Annotated in this window: 17 protein-coding genes and 1 pseudogene; 8 read left to right on the plus strand and 10 right to left on the minus strand. The window is 66.9% G+C overall.

Translation table 11 applies throughout. The features are described 5' to 3' along the window. Nucleotides 1-20: 20 nt before the first annotated feature. Together CYJ10_RS14575 and CYJ10_RS14580 are read left to right on the plus strand one after the other, a co-directional pair. Entirely contained in the window at nt 21-593 is a 573-nt protein-coding gene (locus tag CYJ10_RS14575; RefSeq protein ID WP_101682212.1) for a TetR/AcrR family transcriptional regulator, read from the plus strand. A gap of 142 nt (nt 594-735) precedes the next feature. After that, nucleotides 736-1,878 (plus strand): OpgC domain-containing protein, encoded by a 1,143-nt coding sequence (locus tag CYJ10_RS14580; RefSeq protein WP_257993339.1) that lies wholly within the window; start codon nt 736-738, stop codon nt 1,876-1,878. Nucleotides 1,879-1,911: 33 nt separating this feature from the next. Here the strand turns inward: CYJ10_RS14580 and CYJ10_RS14585 are convergent, their stop codons facing one another. Then, on the minus strand, nt 1,912-2,793 hold the full coding sequence (locus tag CYJ10_RS14585; protein ID WP_101682214.1) for a LysR family transcriptional regulator: 882 nt from the start codon (nt 2,791-2,793) through the stop codon (nt 1,912-1,914). Nucleotides 2,794-2,915: 122 nt separating this feature from the next. On the opposite strand from CYJ10_RS14585, the gene CYJ10_RS14590 reads away from it, so the two are divergent. Genes CYJ10_RS14590 through pcaD form a run of 4 tightly spaced genes read left to right on the plus strand, consistent with a single transcriptional unit; the run spans nt 2,916 to nt 6,165 of the window. Further along, nucleotides 2,916-4,040 carry a muconate/chloromuconate family cycloisomerase gene (locus tag CYJ10_RS14590; protein WP_101682215.1) on the plus strand — a complete coding sequence of 375 codons (1,125 nt, stop codon included), beginning with the start codon at nt 2,916-2,918 and terminating at the stop codon, nt 4,038-4,040. A gap of 33 nt (nt 4,041-4,073) precedes the next feature. Next, nucleotides 4,074-4,352: a muconolactone Delta-isomerase gene (gene catC / locus CYJ10_RS14595; protein WP_101682216.1), complete on the plus strand. Its 279-nt coding sequence runs from the start codon at nt 4,074-4,076 to the stop codon at nt 4,350-4,352. Between the two features lie 30 nt (nt 4,353-4,382). Continuing rightward, the gene (locus CYJ10_RS14600) at nt 4,383-5,375 is read left to right on the plus strand and encodes a tripartite tricarboxylate transporter substrate binding protein (protein ID WP_101682217.1); all 993 of its coding nucleotides are present in this window, start codon (nt 4,383-4,385) and stop codon (nt 5,373-5,375) included. Further along, entirely contained in the window at nt 5,365-6,165 is an 801-nt protein-coding gene (pcaD, locus tag CYJ10_RS14605) for a 3-oxoadipate enol-lactonase (protein ID WP_101682218.1), read from the plus strand. The genes CYJ10_RS14600 and pcaD overlap by 11 nt, the downstream gene beginning before the upstream one ends. An 80-nt stretch (nt 6,166-6,245) precedes the next feature. Here the strand turns inward: pcaD and CYJ10_RS14610 are convergent. From CYJ10_RS14610 to CYJ10_RS34135, 3 genes and pseudogenes are all read right to left on the minus strand, one after another. Continuing rightward, a pseudogene (locus CYJ10_RS14610) lies at nt 6,246-7,399 on the minus strand (IS481 family transposase). Between the two features lie 125 nt (nt 7,400-7,524). Beyond that, nucleotides 7,525-8,607, minus strand: coding sequence for a calcium:proton antiporter (locus CYJ10_RS14615; protein WP_101682219.1), 1,083 nt, complete (start codon nt 8,605-8,607; stop codon nt 7,525-7,527). A gap of 113 nt (nt 8,608-8,720) precedes the next feature. After that, a complete protein-coding gene (locus tag CYJ10_RS34135; protein WP_180862938.1) occupies nt 8,721-8,891 on the minus strand; it encodes a hypothetical protein in 171 nt (56 codons plus the stop codon). A 315-nt stretch (nt 8,892-9,206) separates the two neighbouring features. On the opposite strand from CYJ10_RS34135, the gene CYJ10_RS14620 reads away from it, so the two are divergent. Further along, a complete protein-coding gene (locus tag CYJ10_RS14620) occupies nt 9,207-11,324 on the plus strand; it encodes a TonB-dependent receptor family protein (RefSeq protein ID WP_101682220.1) in 2,118 nt (705 codons plus the stop codon). Nucleotides 11,325-11,339: 15 nt separating this feature from the next. Here CYJ10_RS14620 and CYJ10_RS14625 read toward each other — a convergent pair whose 3' ends face one another. The 5 genes from CYJ10_RS14625 to CYJ10_RS14645 form a co-directional block, all read right to left on the minus strand. Next, nucleotides 11,340-12,005, minus strand: coding sequence for an SOS response-associated peptidase (locus tag CYJ10_RS14625; protein WP_101682221.1), 666 nt, complete (start codon nt 12,003-12,005; stop codon nt 11,340-11,342). 54 nt (nt 12,006-12,059) lie between these two features. Beyond that, entirely contained in the window at nt 12,060-13,007 is a 948-nt protein-coding gene (locus tag CYJ10_RS14630) for a Csu type fimbrial protein (RefSeq protein WP_101682222.1), read from the minus strand. Further along, nucleotides 13,007-15,268, minus strand: coding sequence for a fimbria/pilus outer membrane usher protein (locus tag CYJ10_RS14635; RefSeq protein WP_180862939.1), 2,262 nt, complete (start codon nt 15,266-15,268; stop codon nt 13,007-13,009). The genes CYJ10_RS14630 and CYJ10_RS14635 overlap by 1 nt, the downstream gene beginning before the upstream one ends. Before the next feature lie 65 nt (nt 15,269-15,333). Next, nucleotides 15,334-16,035 (minus strand): fimbrial biogenesis chaperone, encoded by a 702-nt coding sequence (locus CYJ10_RS14640; protein ID WP_101682224.1) that lies wholly within the window; start codon nt 16,033-16,035, stop codon nt 15,334-15,336. Between the two features lie 62 nt (nt 16,036-16,097). Continuing rightward, on the minus strand, nt 16,098-16,604 hold the full coding sequence (locus CYJ10_RS14645) for a Csu type fimbrial protein (protein ID WP_219621469.1): 507 nt from the start codon (nt 16,602-16,604) through the stop codon (nt 16,098-16,100). A 396-nt stretch (nt 16,605-17,000) separates the two neighbouring features. On the opposite strand from CYJ10_RS14645, the gene CYJ10_RS14650 reads away from it, so the two are divergent. Further along, nucleotides 17,001-17,732 (plus strand): BON domain-containing protein, encoded by a 732-nt coding sequence (locus CYJ10_RS14650; protein WP_101682225.1) that lies wholly within the window; start codon nt 17,001-17,003, stop codon nt 17,730-17,732. Nucleotides 17,733-17,762: 30 nt separating this feature from the next. Here CYJ10_RS14650 and CYJ10_RS14655 read toward each other — a convergent pair whose 3' ends face one another. Then, entirely contained in the window at nt 17,763-18,830 is a 1,068-nt protein-coding gene (locus CYJ10_RS14655) for a GlxA family transcriptional regulator (protein ID WP_101682226.1), read from the minus strand.

Genomic DNA, 18,830 nt, shown 5'->3' on the forward strand with positions numbered 1-18,830 from the left:
CTGAAGCTTGTACCCCCGCCATGGCCACCCCCTCCGCTCGCGACCGCATTCTCGACACCGCCGCACGTCTGTTCTATCGCGATGGCTACCGCGCCACCGGCATCGATCGCATCATCGCGGAATCGGGCGTGGCAAAAATGTCGCTATATCGACACTTCGCGTCGAAGAACGATCTGATTTTTGAATACCTGCAGCGTCGCCACGACTTCTGGATGGACTGGTTTGAAACGGGTGTGCGACGCCGCCTGGCGGCTCGGCCCAATCTCGATGTGCTGGCCGATACCCTGGGCGAGTGGTTTGAAGGCGAGGACTTTCGGGGCTGCGCCTTTATCAACATGGTGGCGGAATCGGGTGGCGGCGCCGGCGATGACCCCCGGCTGCTGGAACAGGCCGTGTCGCACAAGGCATCGCTGCAGGATTTTGCCGCCGCGATCGCCGGCGAATTGGGGCTGGCCAGTCCAGCCGACGTGGCCCAAGAGGTCATCGTGTGCATCGAAGGCATGATCGTGCGTGCGCAAACGACACATGACGCGGCCGTGGTGGACGCCGGCCGCCGCACGCTGGCCCGGCTCCATGCCGCATACGCCACCTGAGTGACGTGTATTGGCATCGCGTAACTTGCTGAAACACTGCCATACAGAGTAAACCCTGAGGTCACGGTAAGATGCGACCCGTGATTGCCGCGTGGCGCCCCTGAGCCGCAGGCAAGCCTTGGGATGTACGCCTGTGAACGCAGTGAACAACAATCAGCGGCGCACCGAGATCGACCTGATTCGCGGCATCGCGCTGCTCTTCATCGTGGTCGATCACGTCAACGGCAGTGTGCTGGCCGACTACACGATCCGAAATTTCCAGCTTTTCGACGCCGCCGAGGTGTTCGTCTTCCTGGCCGGCTGCTCGGCCGGCGCGGCCTATCTGGCCATGGAAGCCCGTGACGGCGCCAGCGCCGCGGGCAAGCGTCTGCGCCGCCGCAGCTGGGAGATCTACAAGGCCTTCGTGCTGACCGGCGTGCTGATGCTGCTGTTCGGCTTTGTCCTGGCGATGTGCAAGATTCCCGCGCCGGCCGTGCGCGCCACGGAGGCCCCCGATTTCATGGCGCAGCCGGTGGCCACGCTGCTGCAGGTCATTGGCCTGGCGCGCCAGCCGTTCGTTTCCGATGTGCTGCCGATGTACGCCGTGTTCATCGGCCTGGCGCCGCTGGCCATCCGATGGGCCCGCGCGCAGCCGCTGGCGTTTATCTGTGGCAGCGTGGCGCTCTGGATCATGTCGCCTGCGCTTTTGCCGCTGCTGCCCAGCAGCGAGCCGCGCGGCTGGAGCTTCAACCCGTTTGCCTGGCAGCTGATGTTCGCCATGGGCTTGCTGGCGCGGCTGCGTCCCGATTTCGTCCTGCCGCAGCAGACCATTGTGCGCCGCGCCTTTACGACCGGTGCGGTGGTGGTGGCGCTGCTCTGCATGGCCGCGGCCTACCTGTGGATGCGGCCGCACCTGTACGAGTCGTGGTTGCCGGCATGGATTCCGACGATGGCTTTCCCGCTGCCCAAGCAAAGCCTGGCCGCGCTGCGCGTGGTCAGCTTCCTGGGCCTGGCGTGGCTGGTGTACCTGGCCGTGCGCGCCGGGTGGGTCGAGCAGCTGGCCCGCTTCATGGGGCCGGTGGTGCAGATCGGCCGCCACAGCCTGTTCTGCTTCGTGCTGGGCGCCGTGGTGTCGGTTGGCATCGAGGGCCTGACCTATGGTTTTGCGGGCGGGCGTCCCACGCGGCCCGTGGCCCTGACCGGCGACATCATCGCCGTGGCCGTGCTGCTGGTGGTGGGGGGCTGGTATGGCCGCCGCAAGGAAGCCAGGAAGGTGGCGGCCCGGTCGAAACTGGTGTCGGCTTAGGCCCCTTCAGCCCCTTCAGCCGACTACGGCCGACTACGGCCGCGCCTGGCGTGTCACCCACGCGATGGCACGCGCCAGGTGTGGCGACGTATCGCCGGCGCGGTAACTCATGATCACCGGCGAGATAAAGCCGGGGGCATCGATGGGCACGTAGCGCACGTCGTCGCGATGCAGCCGCTGCACCGACGACGGCACCAGCGTGATGCCCAGGCCCGCGGCCACCAGGCCCAGCGCCGTCTGCAGTTCGTTGGCCTCCTGTACCACGCGCGGCTGCAGGCCCTGCGAGCGGAACAGCGACAGCACGTGATCGGCGTAGCTGGGGCGCGGCCGGGCAGGGTAGAGAATCAGCGGCTGGCGCGCCAGCGCCGCGGCATCCAGCGGCGCCGCGGGTGGCGGGGCAGTGACCGGCATGGCCGCCACCAGGGTCTCGGCCATCACCACCTGCTGGACGATGGCGGCGTCATTGAACGTGAGCCGCCCGAAGGCCAGGTCGATGCGGCCGGACTTGAGCGCCTCAAGCTGCTGGACCGTGATCATCTCCGTCAGGCCGACTTCCACCTCGCTGTCATCGCCACGCAATTCGCGGATCAGCTCGGGCAGCACGCCATAGAGCACCGACGGCACGAAGCCGATGCCGAACCAGCGCTTTTCGTTGCGACCAATGCGGCGCGTGCCTTCCAGCGTTTCTTCCAGCCGCTGCGTCAGTTGCAGCGATTGCTCCAGCAGGAAGCGGCCCGCCTCGGTCAGCTTCAGGCCGCGGCCCACGCGGTCGAATAGCGCCACGCCCACTTCTTCCTCGAACTGCCGGATCTGCCGCGACAGCGGCGGCTGGGCCATATGCAGCTTTTCTGCCGCCCGCGTCACATTCAGTTCCTGGGCGACAGTCTGAAAATAGCGGAGATGGCGAAGTTCCATGGCAGGCGGGGTGGTATGCCGAAGCATACCCAGCAGGTATGAATCGAGACATCTTCGGTCTTGGACGCCAGCCAGGTCAAGGTCCATACTCAATCCAACGCGTGTTTTTGTATGGAAAAGGTATGACTACGACTATTTCTTCGATCGAGGCCATTCTGGTCGATCTGCCGACCATCCGGGCCCACCAACTGGCCATGACCACCATGCAGCAGCAGACGCTGGTGATCGTGCGCCTGCGTTGCAGCGACGGCGTGGAGGGTATCGGCGAGGCCACCACCATTGGCGGCCTGTCGTATGGCGACGAGAGCCCCGAGGGCATCAAGCTGACGATCGATACCTATCTGGCGCCTGCGCTGGCGGGGCAGGATGCCACCAACGTACACGGCGCCATGGCGCGCCTGAACAAGGTGGCGCGTGGCAACCGGTTCGCCAAGTCGGCGCTGGAGTCGGCCCTGCTCGACGCACAGGGCAAGCGCCTGGGCGTGCCGCTGGCCACGCTGCTGGGCGGCGCCGTGCGCGAAACGCTGCCGGTGCTCTGGACGCTGGCCAGCGGCGACACGGGCCGCGACATCGAGGAAGCCGAGCGTTTCCTGGAGGAACGCCGCCACAACACGTTCAAGCTCAAGATCGGCCGCCGCAGTGTGCGCGACGACGTGGCGCACGTGTCCGCCATCAAGCGCGCCCTGGGCGACCGTGCCCGCGTGACCGTGGACGTCAACCAGGCGTGGAACGAAGCCGAGGCGGCCACCGGCATCGCCCTGCTCGAAGCGGCCGGCATCGACCTGATCGAGCAGCCCACCCCGCGCGAGCACCGCGCCGCGCTGGCGCGGCTGGCGGCGCGCTTCGTGGTGCCGATCATGGCTGACGAGGCCGTGACCGGGCCCGAGGACGCGATGGAGCTGGCCCGCCTGGGCGCAGCCGACGTGTTTGCGCTGAAGATTGCCAAGTCGGGCGGCATCTTCGGCATGCTGCGCACGGCTGCCGTGGGCGACGCGGCGGGCATCGCGCTCTATGGCGGCACCATGCTCGAAGGCGCCGTGGGCACCATCGCCGCCGCGCACGGCTTCTGCACGCTGCCGCAACTGGCATGGGGCACCGAGCTGTTTGGCCCGCTGCTGGTGAAGGACGACATCGTGGTGGACCGCCCCGTGTTCAAGGACTTCGCGCTGCACCTGCCGCAGAGTCCGGGGCTGGGCCTGGCCATCGACGAAGACAAGCTCCGCCACTATCGCCGCAAGGCCGGCTGAGCCGATTACCCATTCAAACCGGAGACACATCCCATGTTGTTCCTCGTCAGGATGGACGTGCAGATTCCGCACGACCTGCCGGCCGATACGGCCGACGAGATCAAGGCCCGCGAGAAGGCCTATTCGCAGGACCTGCAGCGCCAGGGCAAGTGGCAGGCGCTGTACCGCGTGGTGGGCGAATACGCCAACTACAGCGTGTTCGATGTGGAATCGAACGACGAACTGCACACGCTGCTGGCCAGCCTGCCGCTGTTCCCGTACATGAAGATCCACGTCACGCCGCTGGCAAAGCACCCGTCGTCGATCCGCTGATCGGCAACCAGAAAAGAAGGAACGGAGACAATGAAGTCCTTGCTGCAACGGTCGGCGCGCATGCCCGCCGCATTCGCCATTTCCGCATCGCTGCTGTTTGCCGCAGCCGCGCCGGCGCACGCCGCCTATCCCGACCATCCGATCCGCTGGGTGGTGCCGTTCCCCGCGGGCGGTGCGATGGACAACATCGCGCGCACGCTGGGTGAAGACATGTCGAAGTCGCTGGGCCAGGCCATCGTGGTCGAGAACCGCCCCGGTGCGGGCGGCAATATCGGCGCCGAAATGGTGGCGCGCTCGCCAGCCGACGGCTACACCATCATCATCGTGGCCAACGGCATGGCCGTGAACCCGGCGCTGTACGGCAAGCTCAGCTACGACCCGATCAAGGACTTCGCGCCAGTGTCGCTGCTGGCCGTGGTGCCCAACGTGCTGGTCGCCAACAAGGCGAAGAATCCGCAGAAGACGGTGGCCGAGGTCATCGCCAGCGCCAAGGCCAAGCCCGGCAAGTACACCTATGCGTCGGCCGGCAACGGCACGTCGATCCATCTGGCCGGCGAGCTGTTCACGTCGATGGCGCACGTGGACCTGCTGCATATCCCGTACAAGGGATCGGGTCCGGCCATGACCGACCTGCTGGGCGGCCAGGTGGACTACATGTTCGACAGCATCACGTCGGCCAAGCCGCATATCGACAGCGGCAAGCTGACGGCGATTGCGGTGACCACCAGCAAGCGGTCGTCGGCGCTGCCCAATGTGCCGACCGTGGCAGAAGCGGGCGTGCCCGGCTATGAGCTGTCGCCGTGGTTTGCCGCGTTCGTGCCGGCGAAGACGCCGCAGGCGGTGATCGACACGTTGAACAAGGCCATGCTCGAATCGCTGAAGAAGCCGGCCGTGCAGCAGCGCCTGGCCGGTATCGGCGCGGAGCCGATCGGCAGTACCCCGGCGCAGTTGAAGGACCACCTGGCCAAGGAAACGGTCAAGTGGGGCGCGCTGATCCGCGAACGGGGCATCCATGCCGACTGAGCGGACGGTGGCCATGGCGCCGGCCCGCCCGCTGCACTACGTCATCGAGGGCGACGCCGGCAAGCCCGTGCTGGTGCTGTCGAACTCGCTCGGCACCACGCTGGAGATGTGGGACCCGCAGATGCCGGCGCTGACGCGGCACTATCGGGTGCTGCGGTATGACACGCGTGGCCATGGCCGTTCGGCGCTGCCGGCGGCGTTCGCATCGTTCGGGATGGCCGATCTGGCCGGCGACGTGGTGGCGATCCTGGACCATGCCGGCATCGACCGCGCGCACTTCTGCGGGCTGTCGATGGGCGGGATGACGGGGATGTACCTGGCGCGCCACCATGCGGCCCGTTTCGGGCGCTTCGTGCTGGCCAACACGGCCGCGCTGATCGGGCCGGAATCGGTCTGGAATACACGCATCGCCACGGTACATCGCGACGGCATGACTGCCATCGTCGATGGCGTGCTGGCGCGCTGGTTCACCGATCACTACCTGCTGACGCGCCGCGACGAGATGGCGCCGGTGCGGCGCATGCTGGAGAGCGCCAGCGCCGCCGGCTACACCGCCAACTGTGCGGCGGTGCGCGATGCCGACCTGCGTGGCCTGCTGGCCGCCATCGACGCGCCCGTGCTGGTGATTGCCGGAGAGCACGATCTGGCGACGACGGCGGCACAGGGCCGCGAGGTGGCCGAAGCCATTCCGGGCGCCCGGTACGTGGCGCTGCCGGCCGCGCATCTGTCCAACTGGGAACTGCCGGAAGCGTTCGGCAACGCGGTGATCGGCTTTCTGGGGCAGAACTAGCCTGATTTGTTTCCCCCCTCTCCCGCCTGTTCAGACCGGGGACATAGGTGACAGGTGTGCGAGGACATGGTTGACACATTCTAGGTCGGGGCCGTCGAGATCTGAGTGCCCTGCGGGGCGCTCAGGTCGATCTGTCCGATCCGGATGGCGCCAAACCAGAGGGCATAGATGCCATCGTGCCGTGTTTCGCGCAGGGCAATGCGTTGGCCAATGAAGGCCTTGCCAATCTTCACGCGTCGGTGCCCGATCATGATCCGGGCCGCGCTGTCTACCTTGTAGATCCGGTCGCCCGGCAGGTATTCGGGTTCGGGCAGGCTTTCGGGATACGGCACCGGACTGACCTGGTAGCGCGTAGCCGGCACCGCCATTCCCAGCGCCTCGTGCGGGCGCTCATGGTTGTAGATGGCCCGATACCGGTCAAATGCGCGTTGCGCGTCGGTGTTGTCCGCGAAGCGGCGGTACTGCAGCAATTCCGCATTGAGCGTGCGATGGAACCGCTCGTCCTTGCCCTGGGTCTGCGGGTGATAGGGCCGCGAGTGGCTGACCCGGATTCCCAGCCTGAGCAGCCATACCGTCAGCCGCGTATATCCCAGCCCCTCCTCGTCGCCACCCCATGGCGATCCGTTGTCCATGGTCATGCGCCGCGGCAAGCCATAGCGCCGAAAGACCGCTGCCAGGCACTGCTGGACCGTCGTCCCACGTTCGTCATCGCACGCATCCAGGCACAGGACATAGCGCGAATGGTCGTCGAGCAGCGTCAGCGGATGACACAGACCGCGCTCATTGCGCACATAGCCCTTGAAGTCCATCTGCAGCAGTTCGTTGGGGCCGGCATGTTCGAAGCGGTGCCACGCGCAGTGCTGGCCCGTGGCGTGTTCGGGGATCAATCCGTGGCGATGAAGGATGGAGGTAACCGTGCTCGGTGCCGGTGGATCGGCAAGGCCAAGATCGGCCAGGCGCCGGCTGATCTTGCGTCCGCCCCACGCAGGATGCTGCTCGCGCAGCTGGACCACCTGCCTCTCGATCCCGGCCCCCGTACGCTTTGCTGCGGACGCCTGGAGCGATCGCGCAGACCATCCGTGCCTTCACTCGAATGGCGTGCAAGCCATTTATAGGCAGTTTGCGGACTGACGTGAAAGCGCCGGCACAGCTCGCGACGATTGCAGCCGGGCTGGGTGGCCAACGCAATGAATTCCAGACGCAGGCTCATAGTGTCTCGTGTGTTCCAAGGCATGGTTTGAACCTCCGGACGGCAAACCGTCCGGAAGTGTCAACCATGTCCTCGCACACCTGTCACCTATGTGTCCGGTCTGAACACCGCCTTGCAGGAGAGGGGAGTCAGGCGACCACCCACTGCGACTACGGCACGATGGTCAGGAACAGGTACGCCGCGAAGATCACCATGTGGACCACCCCCTGAAGAATGGTCGTGCGGCCCATGCCGAGCGTCAGCGACGCCACGATCATCGTCAGGAACAGCAGCACCATTTCCTTGGCGCTCAGGCCCAGTTCCAGCGGCTGCCCGATGGTGATGAAAACGATGGCTACCGTGGGAATGGTCAGGCCGATGCTGGCCAGCGCTGAGCCCAGCGCCAGGTTCAGGCTGGTCTGGATGCGGTCCGACCGCGCGGCGCGCAGCGCGGCAAGCCCCTCGGGCAGCAGCACCAGCGCCGCGATCACCACCCCAACTACCGCTGCCGGCAAGCCGGCGTCCGCCACGGCCTTCTCTACCGAAGGCGACAGCAGCTTGGCCAGTGCCACCACGGCCACCAGGCATACGACCAGCAGCACGCTGCTGGTCACCGCCACGCGTGCGGGCGGCGGCGGCGCATGCACGTTTTCGTCGTGGCTGCCTTCCACCAGGAAGTAGTCGCGATGCCGCACGGTCTGCACGAAGACGAAGCAGCCGTAGAGCAGCAGCGACATCACGCCTGAAAACGCCAGCTGGGACGACGACAGCACCGGGCCCGGCGTGGTGCTGGTGAAGTTGGGCAGCACCATCGTCAACCCAAGCAGGGTGACCAGGATGGCCATGGCGGCATTGGCCCCAGGCGCCTGGAAGGCCTGCTCGCGGTGGTGCAGTGCACCCACGAACAGGCAGATGCCGACAATGCCGTTGCAGATGATCATGACCGCCGCGAAGACCGTATCGCGCGCCAGGCCGGCCTTTTCGGGGCCGGATGACAGCATGACCGACACGATCAGCGCCACTTCGATCACCGTGACCGCGATGGCCAGCACCAGGGTGCCGAACGGCTCGCCGACCTTGTGAGCCACCACCTCGGCATGGTGGACGGCGGCAAACACCGCGCCGGCCAATGCGAGCGACATCAGTGCGATCAGCCAGGCCTGACCCGTCATTGCAAGGCCCAGGCCAAAGGCGGCCCAGGCGGCCAGCGGGGACCAGATGGTCCAGGCCGGCAGTTTGTTGGAAGTTGCCATGTCTTGTTCCCTTTTTTCTTGTGGCTCACAGGCGCGAGCGTGCACGCCGCGTGGCGCGGGCGCAAGAGGTTCAGGCAACGATGAAGCGTGGCAGTTCCCCGACAGAGCGCGGATCAGTCGCGGGACGAGCCGCCGCGCGGCGGATGGGCGCCCCCTTCGCGGCGATCGGGAGGCACCGGATCGGCATCCCGCAGGGCAGGGTGATTTCGGTAGATCCAGCGGGCGGCGATGATGATCACCGCCAGAAACGCGAGCGCGTATCCGACAAATGAGACTGCATTCATGTTCTGACCCAGGTTGGTCCGGCTCTTCTGGCCGGTGGCTGGTCAGTATGGGTGCCCGCCCCTAAGGCGCACACCCTCAATCGGTAGGGCGCCGGGATCACCCAATTGCGGGGTGCAGCGATTGGAGATTGATGGTGCGAACTGGGTGTCTTGAGCGCTCAACATAGGGTAGTTGTCGACAAAATGTCGTGTATGGGCAACACATTGTCGTAGTCGAGATACATTTGGTGCTCCTCTCGTTAATCTAGCTACAAACGAGAACCGTTATCACTTACATTCATGGCCTTCGTCAGTTTCTTGATACAAGGGAAGACCATGAATTCGAGCCGTCGCGGCCTGCCATCTGCCGCGCCCCACTTTGCCCCGTGCGCCACGGCGCTTGCCGTCTCGATGCTGTGCCTGACGCCGCAATGGGCCGCGGCGCAGGACACCGCGGCTTCGCAGGGGGGAGTGGGAGGCCAGGTGCTCGAAACGGTCCAGGTTTCCGGTAACTGGCTGGGCACCGGGCTGCAGAACAGCGTGAAGACCTTCCCCGGCGCACGCACGGTGGTCAGCGAGCAGCAGATCGAACAAAGCGGCGCGCAGAGCATTGGCGATGTCATGCGCCGCATCCCCGGCGTGCAGGCGACCGACAACTCCGGCACGGCCGGCAGCGCCGTGTCGCTCAATATCGGCGTGCGGGGCCTGACTGGCCGCTACACGCCGCGTTCCACCGTGCTGCTGGATGGCATCCCGATGGCCGTGGCGCCGTACGGGCAGCCGCAGCTGTCGTTTGCTCCGGTCAGCCTGGGCAACATCGAGTCGATCGACGTGGTGCGCAGCGGCGGTGCGGTGCGCTATGGCCCGCAGAACGTGGGCGGCATCATCAATTTCAACACCAAGCCGATTCCGGGCGTGTTCAGCGGCGAAGCCTCGGTGCGCGAGAACATCTACACCCAGGGCGGTGGCAGCAACACCCAGTACAACGCGTTCGTGGGGACCACGCTCGACAGCGGCCTGGGCGTTGCGCTGCTGTACTCGGGCATGACCGGTCGCGAATGGCGCCAGGGCAGCGACGACAACGTCAACGACCTGGCCGTGAAGTTCGCGTACGACATCACGCCGACGTCGCAGGTCTACGGCAAGCTGTCGTACTACGACGTCAAGTCGAAGACGCCGGGCGGCCTGAGCGTGGCCCAGTACAACGCCGATCCGTTCCAGAACACGCGTCCCGACGACTACTGGAGCGGCAACCGCTACGGTTTCGACCTCGGCTACGTGAACACGATTTCCACGAGCCAGGAATTCGAGATCCGCACGTTCTTCAACGAGAGCTACCGGCAGAGCACGCTGCAGCAGAGCGCTACCGTGATTGCGCACCAGCCGCGCAACTACACCACGTTCGGCATCGAGCCGCGCTTTACGCAGCGTTTTGGCGTAGGCCCGACCACGCACGACGTGACGGTCGGCTACCGCTACATCCGCGAGCGCGGCGACGACAACCAGTTCAGCACGAACCGCCTGACCGGCGTGAACGGCCCGACCACCACGTTCGACAATGCCACCGATGCCCATGCCGTCTACATCGACGACCGCATCGCGTACGGCAACTGGCGCATCGTGCCGGGCGTGCGTTTCGAGCATATCGACACCACGCGCCAGCAGCGCAACACCGCGACGCAGTGGGACAGCCTGAACAACAAGGCGCTGCCGTCGGTCAACGTGTCGTACCTGGTGAACAGCGCGTGGACGGTCTTTGCCGACTACAGCACGTCGTTTGGCCCAGTGCAGAACACGCAGCTCAACTCGCAGACGCCGAACAATCCGCTGCAGCCGGAAGTGGCCAAGACGTTTGAAGTGGGTACGCGCTGGACCGACAACCACATCAAGGGTGAGCTGACCGCGTTCAAGATCAAGTTCGACAACCAGATCCTGCAGGTGCCGGGCCTGTTTCCGGCCACGTTCCAGAACATCGGCGCCACCGACCACGACGGCGTGGAAGCGGCCATCGACTACTCGTTCGACCGCGCCAGCCTGCTGGGCGGCCTGAACCTGTACGCCAACTACACGTACACGCGCGCCATCCAGAAGTCGGGCACCACGGCCGGCCTGGACGTGCCGTTCTACTCGCGTACGACCGACACGATTGGCGCGCGCTACGACTGGCGCAGCTGGACGTTCAACGTGTCCACCACGCACCAGAGCAAGCAGTACGCGGATCTGGCCAACACGGTGGCCGAAAGCGCGGACGGCAGCAACGGCCTGATCCCGGGCTTCCGTACGTGGAACATCCAGGCGATGTTCAAGCTGCCGCAGCGCAAGAACACCGACATCACCGTCGGCATCAACAACCTGTTCGACAAGCGCTACTACACGCGTACCACCGACAGCAATGCCGGCCGCCTGGTGGGCGCGCCGCGCATGGTCTACATCCAGGCCCGCGCCGCATTCTGATCGTCACCGGATGCGCTAGTCCGAGGGTGGCGGAGGCCCCTTTGTCGTCCCGCGCGGCGGCAACGGGGCCGGCTCCGCCACCAGTCTTTCGGCAGGCAGCAGGCGCAGCAGCGTCCTGGCTACCTCGGGATCGCGGCATACCAGCCATTCGTCCCAGTCTTCACGCGGCAGGATCACCACACCGCGTTTCTCGTCCCCCGGTTTGTGAAACCGCTGCATCAGCGGATGTTGGTCGGCGTTGACCGTCGGCATCGTGAACGACACGCCCCCGCCCGGCCAGGCTCGCCACAGCCCCGCGATGGCAAACGGCTCGCCCCCCGGCAGGCCGATCTTCCACCGTACCGCCTTGCCGCTTTCATAGTTCGGCTCGTAGAACGCCGTGGCGGGCACCAGCGCCAGCTGGCACGACTTCCAGAACCTGGCAAAGGACGACAGCTTCCCGATCGTCTCCACGCGCGCATTGGCGGTGGGGTAGTAGCGCGTGCCAGGCGGGATGGTGGCCTTTGGCACCATGCTGAACGATGCCAGCACGCTTTCCCAGGCCGCTTCAGAGGCGTTCTGGCGCACGATGGGCGCGGCATAGTCGGGCCAGGTCTCCTCGGGATACAGGCCCGGCGGCGGCTCCACGCCGAAGATCTCGCGCAGGATGCGTTTCTGGACGGGGGCGTAATTGACGCACATGGGGGCTCCGGGGCGTGGCAATGCCGACTATCGTCCGTGGGCCGCCACGGACGGTCAATAGGTAATGGTCGCCGTCACCGTGTCCGTGTACGCGCCGTGCTGCGGCGTGTTCTGCTGCGGCACACGGCCGTAGACGCTGATGGTGTTTGCGGTGCCGGTGCCCGTGCCGCCCACCGTTGAAGTACCGCGCGTGCCATCCCCCCAGGGCACCGTGCGGGCCGAATCCGAGTAAAGCTGGTAGTTCACGGTCTGCGAGCCGCCCGTGCGCGTCATCTTGCGGGACGACACGTTTGCGCCGTTGCCGATGCCCGCATTGAGGGCGATGGTATAGGCCGCGTTGCGTGTGCATTGCACGGTCAGCGTGCTGACGGCGTCGTGATTGCCCGACAGCACGCCGATGGACCCGAAATCGAGCGGCGTGGCCGTGATATTGCAATCGCTGGCCACGGTGGCGCTGGCCGTGAATGTGATCGGCAGGCTGTTGGTGGCCAGTGTGCTGCAGTCGGGCGGGGCCAGCAGGTATTCCACATAGGTAACTTCGGCATTCAGCCCCGTGAACTGCGACGCATAGGTTCCGGTGCCCGCACCGGTCTGGTTGGCCAGCACCCGGCCATAGTAGTTGACGGTGGCGCTGCCGTTGCCGAGCAGCGCACCGAAGTCGAGTGTCACAGGCGGAGCAGTGGCGCCCGTGGTGCGTGAGCCCCAGACCTGGGTGCGTCCGCTGTCCGAGTAGAGGTTGAAACTGAGCGTCTGCGTGCCGCTGGCCAGCACGCGCGGCGAGACCGACGTGCCGGCCGAGCCCGTGCCGATATTGACGCATGCCCGTACTCGGGCCGACAAGGCGATGCCCGAGCACGACACCGTGATCGATCCCTGGACGTCGGCCACGTTGCCGCTGACCGGGCTGTAGCTGCCGAATGCCAGCGACGGCGTGGTGACAGTGCAGACCGCCCAGGCGCCGCCGGAGGCTGTCAGCAGCAGGAGGGCGGCCAGCAGCCGCATCACGGGGCGCCGGCCTCGCATGGGATCGGGCCCAGCCTGGGCAGCGAGTCTGTCGTCTGCCGGTAGGTGAGCCGTGCGGTGCAGACGCCGGTGTCGGTTTCGGCGTGGAACGTGCTGTCGTCGCCGAGGGTGTCGAAGAACGCCAGGCCGTCATAGCCCACCACGGTGCGTGCGCCGCTTTCGAGGTGGATGACCGTGGTGCCGGCTGGTAACGGCTCGCCTTGTGCGTCGGTCAGCACGACCTGCGCGCCCCGGAACGATTCGATGCGGAACGTGGCCAGCGCGCCCGACTGCAGCGCCGGGGCAATCGACAGCCGCGTGGAGCTGAGCCGCGTGTTGACGGGCAGCGCCAGGGCATCGATCTCGATGCGGTTGGCATCGTAGGGCAGCAGGTTCGGCACCAGGATATGACCACTGCCGTTGGTGTTGCCGATGCGGCGGTTTTCCACCAGCACGGGCAGGTTGGCTACGCCGCCCGTCGACACCAGCGCGAAGCTCTGGTCGATTCGTCGGCCGGCCATGACCGTGCCGTCCATGGCCACCAGCGACCCGCTGGCGCCGAACTGCGTGGTCACGCGGCCCTGCAGGTCCTGCACCGCACCGTAGACGTCACCATAGCGCCCACGGAAATTGGCCTGCGCGGCGCCGCGCCACGTGTCGCCGCCTTGCTGGCCAACCACCTGCCATCCCCATCCGCCCTCGTACGGGATGGTGTGGCTCACGGCGCCGATCAGCGTCGGGCGGCCGTTGTCGCGGCCCACCGTGGCCGACGCCGTGGTGTCGCTGTCGAGCAGCCAGGTCAGCGTCAGCGACGCGCCGTACGACGACCCCGCCGCAAAGTCGCGGTAGGTGCTGGCCGTGACCGACGTGCGACGGCCCCATTGCGCCGTCCAGGCCAGCGAGCCGATGCGCGACGTGCCGTAGACAGGATCGGACAGGTCGACATAGCTGGCGGCGATGTTGCCGTTGCGCCGCACCGGCACCGACACCGTTGCGCGGTACAGCGCACGCGGCATCGGCGCCCCCGACCTCGCAGCCAGGTCCTCATAGTCGCCGAAAGTGCGCGTACCCTGCAGGTCGACGCTGAAGCGCGGCGTACGCCACTGGTAGCCAAGGCCAAGCTGCCCGCCGCCTGCTCCGCTGGCGCTTGCGGACAGGTTGAGCACGCCGGTCACCGGCAGCTTGAACAACACGCCGCCGCCGGCGATGCCCACGCCGCGCGATACTTCGCCGCGGCCTTCGAGCGTGACCCTGTCGCTGAGCCCGTACCGTATCGACCCATTGGCGGCGGGCGCCGATGCGTACCGGAATGAATCCACGCCGTACTGCGCGCGCAGGAAGCCGATTTCGAGCGAATAGTCGAACAGGCCCGGCGCCAGCATGCGCGCATCCACGTAGAGCGGCACCGTAGTGCTGACATCGCGCCCCAGCGCGTCGCGCACGATGATGGTGGCCTGGCCCGCGCCACTGAGCGCCGGGGCATTGTTGATGACGAAGGGGCCGGTCGGCACCTGGCCCGAGTACTGGCGCACATTGTTGATGTACAGGTCCACCGCGCCCGGCACGGCCGCCGAGCCGGCCAGTGCCGGCAGCGGATAGGTGATCAGGTCTGGCCGCAGGCCGAAATTGCGCCGAAGCTGGAAGCCGCCCAGCCGCACTGGACGCGACCAGGGCAGGGCGCCGGTGATGGTGTCGCCGATCAGCATCGATTGCATGCCGTTGGGGTCGGCGTGGGTCCAGTTGGTGTCCAGGCGCACGTAGCGCGTGGCGTTGTCGTAGACGGTGGCGACGCCGGTGTTGCCAAGCACGCCACCGGGGTGGAAGAACCGCTGCTCGCTGTACAGGCCGAGCTGCTGGCCGGTGTCGGGCTGGGCATAGGCGTCGTAGTTCAGCACGAAGCCGGTGCCCGGCGTGACTGCAGGCCGCGCACGATTGCGGGCGCCCAGTTGCGTGGGAATGCGCGAACTGTCGTCGACGGTAAGGTACACGCGCTGCATGGCGGGGTCATAGCGCCAGGTCACGCCCGGCAGGCGGTCCAGCGGCACCAGGCCCTGCGTATCGGCCAGCGACGGATCGGCCTGCAGGCCCAGGTCGCGCAACTCGTCGAGGGGCGTCAGCAGCATGCCGCCGCGGTCCGCGAAGCGGGCGACGCTGCCGGTTGACTCGCCGTTGACCATGACTTCGAGGTAGGCGGTGTGGCCGGGTACCTTGTCGATGGTCTGCGCAAGGAGCCTGGTGTTCTCCAGGGCGGCGGTCAGCATGCAGGCGGCCATCGCAAGCCGCCATGGCAGGGCGCGGCAAGGGGGCAATGGTGGTGGATTCCATGTCATTGGTCCGGTTCTGGCTGCCGCTGCGTCACGGGCAGCGACACCGGTTCGCCATTGACGGCTGCGTCCAGCCGCAGGTCGGCTGCCGGCGTGAAGCTGGCTGGCAGGCGGATGTCCCAGATGCGCGTGGCCCCTGGCAGGGCATAACCGAACAACCCCTCGGCCACGCGGATGCGCTGCCTGGCCGAGATCAGCGCCACATCGCTGAGCCGGGCATGGCTGGCGCCATCGTTGCGTGCCGACAGGCGCCACTGGCCCTGGTCGCGCCATAGCACCAGGGCAAGCCTCGCGGCGGGCGGCCCGGCGGGCGTGCCGGCAAAGACCGGCACCGAATAGCGCAGCTGCACCCGCACGCCCGAGGGGCTGGGCGGCGCATCGCGCTGGGGCAGTTCGTCGATCAGCAGGCGGTAGGCCGTTTCGCCGGCTGACGTGCCCGGCTGGGGGCGTACCACGCGGATCAGCTGCTCGCCGTTGCCGGCGATACGCACGATAGGCGGGCTGGCCAGCACTTCGTCGGTAGGCGCCAGCACATCGTCGCCATCGGCCTGGGTCCAGCGGAATACGCGCACCTGTGCGTGAATCGGCTTGCTGTCGGCATTGCGCAGGGTCAGCGCGGCCGCGCCGGCCCCGGCAGGCAGGTCGACCCGCACCGGTGTGATCTGCAGCGAAGTCGCGTGCGCCGGCGGACAAAGGCCGGGCATGGCCAGCGCAAGGGCTGTCCATGCGGCGGACGTCCGGCGCCGCCAGCGGGCGGCGCGTGGCATCAAAAGTTGACGGTGGCGGTGACGGTGGTCGTATAGGTGCCGGCGGCAGGCGTGGCCTGCGGCGGCACGCGGCCGTACATCGTGATGGCCTGGGCGGATCCGCTGCCGGTGCCGCCAACCGTATCGGTGCCCGGCGTGTTGCCCCAGATCTGCGTGCGGCTGCTGTCGCGGTAGATCTGGTACTGGACCGTCGCGGCGCCCGTGCCGGCCATCAGCCGGTTGGCGATGCTGCTGCCCGCCGCGGTGCCGCCGTCGAGCCCTACCTGGTACGGTGCGCTGTTGCTGCAGGTGACCGCCAGGCTCGACGTCTGGTCCACATTGGCGGCCAGCACGCCCTGCGAGCCGAAGTCGAGGTCACTGGCGCTGATCGTGCAGTCGGCCGTCAGCGTCAGCCGGACGGCGAACGTGGTGGTCTTGGTGGCTGCGCCCAGCCATGCGGGCGACGAGGCCAGCGTGGCAAAAACGGCCAGTCGAAGCGGAACGCCAAAGCGGCAAGACGGTGTCATGAGCATCTCCGTGGTAGCCGACGACTCGATGGTAGCGATGGCTGCATCACTTGGCATCCGCTTTTACGATGTTCAGCGACGCTTAATGCGCACGGCGTGTGATTTCAATGCCGCTGAACGCGCCCCGACTGCCCGAAACCCGCGCCGCTTCTGACTTTGCAGCCGATTGGCAGGGCCTTGCGCGCACCTGCGGCAGACACCGCCAGGCGCGCAACAGACGTTTGAAACGGCAACGTCGGGTCGGGGTCCGAAGCACGGCGACTTTGCCGGGGGCGCTTCCTATAATGCCTGTGTGGCGCGGCACCACGGGGCAGGTCAGCCGTACCGCGCCGCGCGTGCTTGCAGGCAGGGGCGCGCTTCCCACCCATCTCCACGTCAAATGGGGAGACACACATCATGCTGAGTAGCGAAGCAGTGCTGACGCAGGCGCGAGCCGCGTTGGCGCATGTGCCATATCAGGGCCACCAGATCCATCCCACCATTCACCTGCGACTATCCGACGGGGCCCTGATTCTGGAGGGCGAAGTGGCCGACGTCATGGACAAGACGCGCGCCACGGCCCAGTTGCGCCGTGTGGACGGCGTTTCCACAGTGATCGATCATCTGCGCATTGCCCATGCCGGCCCGATGGTGGGCGATGGCGACGTGCGCGCCGCCGTTTGCGAGCGGCTGCTCAATGCGATCGACTTTCGTAACTGCAAGCTCTGCGCGAAGGTGAAAGGACAGCTGGAGCCCGTGCGCGAAGCCGTGGGCGAGCGCAGCGGCTGGATCGAAGTGGCGGTCCACGACGGTGCCGTGATGCTGAGCGGCCAGGTGATCAGCCTGTCGCACATGCGCCTGGCCGGCGTGCTGGCATGGTGGTCACGCGGCTGTCGCAACGTCATCAACGACATCGTGGTGGCGCCGGCCGAGGCCGACAGCGACGAGGAACTGAGCGAAGCGCTGCAACTGGTGCTGGAAACCGACCCGTTCGTGGACGCCGCGCGCATCCGCGTGCGTACCGAGGGCCGGGTTGTGACGCTCGACGGCTATGCGTCCAGCGATGGGGCGCGCAAGCAGGTGGAGCGCGACGCGTGGTACGTGCAAGGCGTGGAGAACGTCATCAACCATATCGCCCTGAGTAGCTGAAACGGCTGAAGGAACGGAAACGGCTGGCACTCACCCACGGGTGCCAGCATCGACGCGCGCCGCCTGGTCTTCCACGCGCCAGTAGCGGCGCCGCGTGCGCAACGCAAAGCGCGAGCGGTATTCCGACATCGACATCTGCATGGTTCGCTGGAACAGGCGCCGGAAGGCGGCGGCATCGCTGTAGCCGCAGGCCTCGGCAATCGCCTGCGTGCCGTGCAGCGTGACTTCCAGCAGCACGCGGGCGCGCTCCACGCGCAGCCGGTGCAGGTAATCCAATGGCGTGCGCCCGGTCACCTGGCGGAAATGGCGCAGCAGTGTCCGTTCGCTGACCGCGGCGGCCCGCGCCACGGCGGCCAGCCGATAGGGTTCGCCGACATGGGCCTGCAACCAGCCGATGGCGCGATAGACCGGGCTGTCGGCGGTCTTGCCCAGCCACCGCTGCGAAACAAGCTCCGGCACCCACTGCTGGCGTTCGGGCTGGTAGAGCAGCAGGCGGGCCACCGTCTGGGCCAGATCGGGGTCATGCAGGTGGCCCAGCACGCGCAGCATGAATTCCGTCTGCAGGGCAGGCGCCACGCAATGGAAGACCTGCCCATGCAGCCCCATGGGTTCATCCGATGACAGGTCGCACGCCGGAAAGCGTTGCGCGAACCAGCTCTGGAACATCCACGGCGCCCCACAGCGCGCGCCATCGAGCAGCCCCAGCATCAGCGGGAAGGCCACGCCCGTGTAGATCGACGCCACCCAGCCACCGGCATCCACATGGCGTGCAAGCAGGCGCTGCGTGGCGGTATCGGCGGTGGCCAGTTCGCCCAGGTGCGGCGCGCTGGCGGCCATCAGGCCGGGCACCACGATCAGCGCCTGGGCCTGTCGCGGGGCACCCCGGCGCGACGTGGAAAGGCCGGGCAGCGGGTCGGGCAGCGGGCGCCCGTTGGCGCCGATGATCTCCCACGTCAGCCCGGACGGCGCGCCGGGCTGCTGCAGTTGCGCCACGCCTGCGGCCGTACGCAGGACATCGAGCGCGCCGAACAAGGTGCCGGGCATGGCATCGGGCAACCAGAGCAGCTTGACGTGCAGGGATGCGGCCGGCGGGGGCAT

This window comes from Cupriavidus pauculus, assembly GCF_002858765.1.
Lineage (GTDB): Bacteria > Pseudomonadota > Gammaproteobacteria > Burkholderiales > Burkholderiaceae > Cupriavidus > Cupriavidus pauculus_B.

Bases quoted from the DNA above. Each gene is read 5' to 3' on its own strand.
- CYJ10_RS14625 (WP_101682221.1), bottom strand. From the start codon at position 12,005: ATGTGCGTCAATTACGCCCCCGTCCAGAAACGCATCCTGCGCGAGATC.
- pcaD (WP_101682218.1), top strand. From the start codon at position 5,365: ATGCCGACTGAGCGGACGGTGGCCATGGCGCCGGCCCGCCCGCTGCAC.
- CYJ10_RS14645 (WP_219621469.1), bottom strand. From the start codon at position 16,604: ATGACACCGTCTTGCCGCTTTGGCGTTCCGCTTCGACTGGCCGTTTTT.
- CYJ10_RS14615 (WP_101682219.1), bottom strand. From the start codon at position 8,607: ATGGCAACTTCCAACAAACTGCCGGCCTGGACCATCTGGTCCCCGCTG.
- CYJ10_RS14620 (WP_101682220.1), top strand. From the start codon at position 9,207: ATGAATTCGAGCCGTCGCGGCCTGCCATCTGCCGCGCCCCACTTTGCC.
- CYJ10_RS14575 (WP_101682212.1), top strand. From the start codon at position 21: ATGGCCACCCCCTCCGCTCGCGACCGCATTCTCGACACCGCCGCACGT.
- CYJ10_RS34135 (WP_180862938.1), bottom strand. From the start codon at position 8,891: ATGAATGCAGTCTCATTTGTCGGATACGCGCTCGCGTTTCTGGCGGTG.
- CYJ10_RS14590 (WP_101682215.1), top strand. From the start codon at position 2,916: ATGACTACGACTATTTCTTCGATCGAGGCCATTCTGGTCGATCTGCCG.
- CYJ10_RS14635 (WP_180862939.1), bottom strand. From the start codon at position 15,268: ATGCTGACCGCCGCCCTGGAGAACACCAGGCTCCTTGCGCAGACCATC.
- CYJ10_RS14650 (WP_101682225.1), top strand. From the start codon at position 17,001: ATGCTGAGTAGCGAAGCAGTGCTGACGCAGGCGCGAGCCGCGTTGGCG.
- CYJ10_RS14655 (WP_101682226.1), bottom strand. From the start codon at position 18,830: ATGCCCCCGCCGGCCGCATCCCTGCACGTCAAGCTGCTCTGGTTGCCC.
- CYJ10_RS14600 (WP_101682217.1), top strand. From the start codon at position 4,383: ATGAAGTCCTTGCTGCAACGGTCGGCGCGCATGCCCGCCGCATTCGCC.
- CYJ10_RS14640 (WP_101682224.1), bottom strand. From the start codon at position 16,035: ATGCCCGGCCTTTGTCCGCCGGCGCACGCGACTTCGCTGCAGATCACA.
- CYJ10_RS14585 (WP_101682214.1), bottom strand. From the start codon at position 2,793: ATGGAACTTCGCCATCTCCGCTATTTTCAGACTGTCGCCCAGGAACTG.
- catC (WP_101682216.1), top strand. From the start codon at position 4,074: ATGTTGTTCCTCGTCAGGATGGACGTGCAGATTCCGCACGACCTGCCG.
- CYJ10_RS14630 (WP_101682222.1), bottom strand. From the start codon at position 13,007: ATGCGGCTGCTGGCCGCCCTCCTGCTGCTGACAGCCTCCGGCGGCGCC.